The organism is Paracoccus rhizosphaerae (assembly GCF_026162645.1).
Lineage (GTDB): Bacteria > Pseudomonadota > Alphaproteobacteria > Rhodobacterales > Rhodobacteraceae > Paracoccus > Paracoccus rhizosphaerae.
In genome coordinates this window covers 1-1,147 of sequence record NZ_JAOTBE010000179.1, presented here as the reverse complement: position 1 = coordinate 1,147, position 1,147 = coordinate 1, and the positions used below count along the sequence as shown (strand labels likewise).

1 protein-coding gene and 2 pseudogenes are annotated in these 1,147 nt (G+C 60.6%); 1 reads left to right on the top strand and 2 read right to left on the bottom strand.

The genetic code is table 11. The annotated features are described in order from the left end of the window. On the bottom strand, positions 1-334 hold a 334-nt coding region (locus OC184_RS20285; protein ID WP_265508961.1), incomplete at its 3' end, for a transposase. A 63-nt stretch (positions 335-397) separates the two neighbouring features. Here OC184_RS20285 and OC184_RS20280 point away from each other — a divergent pair. Beyond that, positions 398-1,028: pseudogene (locus OC184_RS20280) on the top strand (hypothetical protein); the annotation flags it as partial. On the opposite strand, the pseudogene OC184_RS20275 reads toward OC184_RS20280, so the two are convergent. Next, positions 1,024-1,147, bottom strand: a pseudogene (locus OC184_RS20275) (IS3 family transposase); the annotation flags it as partial. The pseudogenes OC184_RS20280 and OC184_RS20275 overlap by 5 nt on opposite strands.

Here is a 1,147-nt window from a genome sequence, read left to right as displayed (position 1 = left end):
TGCCACGGTAAGGCAGTTGCACCGCCAAGGTCTTCTGGCGTCGGCAGAGTGTCGAGAAATCCGGGGCCGGCCAGCCGAGCCCCGCAAGCCGCAGCAGGCTAGCCACGAAGCCCGTCGTCTGCCGCAGCGGTAGACCGAACAGGACCTTCACCGTCAAACACGCCTGGATCGCGGCGTCGCTATAGACCGGCTGCCCGCCGCGCTTGCCCGAGAGCGCCGCATGCCACGGCGTCAACGGGTCGAACCAGACGGTCAGCGAGCCGCGCTCACACAGCGCAGCGTTGTAGGCAGACCAGTTCAGGGTGCGGTAGCGAGTAAGCGCGGGCTTGGAAATGCCGTTCAGCTATGTCGCTGGACGTGCAATGTGTATCTCAAAAAGGCTTCATGCAACAACGCCAAGCTCTACCTGTTCGTCGGCATCGACCGCACGCGCAAGTTTGCCGTGATCCAATTGGTCGAGAAGGCAGACAGGAAGACAGCTCGGGAGTTCCTGCAGCACATGCTCGAGGCCGTGCCATATCAGGTTCACACCGTCCTTACTGACAACGGCATTCAGTTCGCGGAGCAGCCTCGGAACCGCAATACAATCTATTCCAGGCCCATGCGCTTCGACATGATCTGCGAGGGCGAGACCTTGTCCGCCATCGGTCCGAGGACAATGGTCGAGCGGCATTGAGCACCGCCTCACGAAGCCCAACCACCCGTGGAGTTTGGAGGGTCAGAAAACAGTCCGGTGGCCTGTTTTCCCGACAAACGGTCAGGTCGAGCGGATGAACCGCACGATCAAGGCCACGGTCAAACGCTTCCACTACGATAGCCACGATCAGCTGCGGACGCACCTCGCGGACTTCATGGCAGCCTATAACTTCGCCCGCCGGCTCAAGATCCTCGCCAGCCATGGTCCTCGGACCGATGGCGGACCATGGCTGGCCCTCACACCTTACGAATTCATCTGCAAGATCTGGACATCCCAGCCCGACAGATTCATCCTAAACCCGATCCACCAGATGCCGGGACTGAACAATTAGTTAGCCCGATGAGCAGATCGGCGATATGCTCGTTCTCGTCGTTGCGCTTCGGGCTGTAGCGGAAACAGGTCTCGCTGACGCCAAATGCCCGGCAAGCCAGCGCGATGCTGATCCCCTTC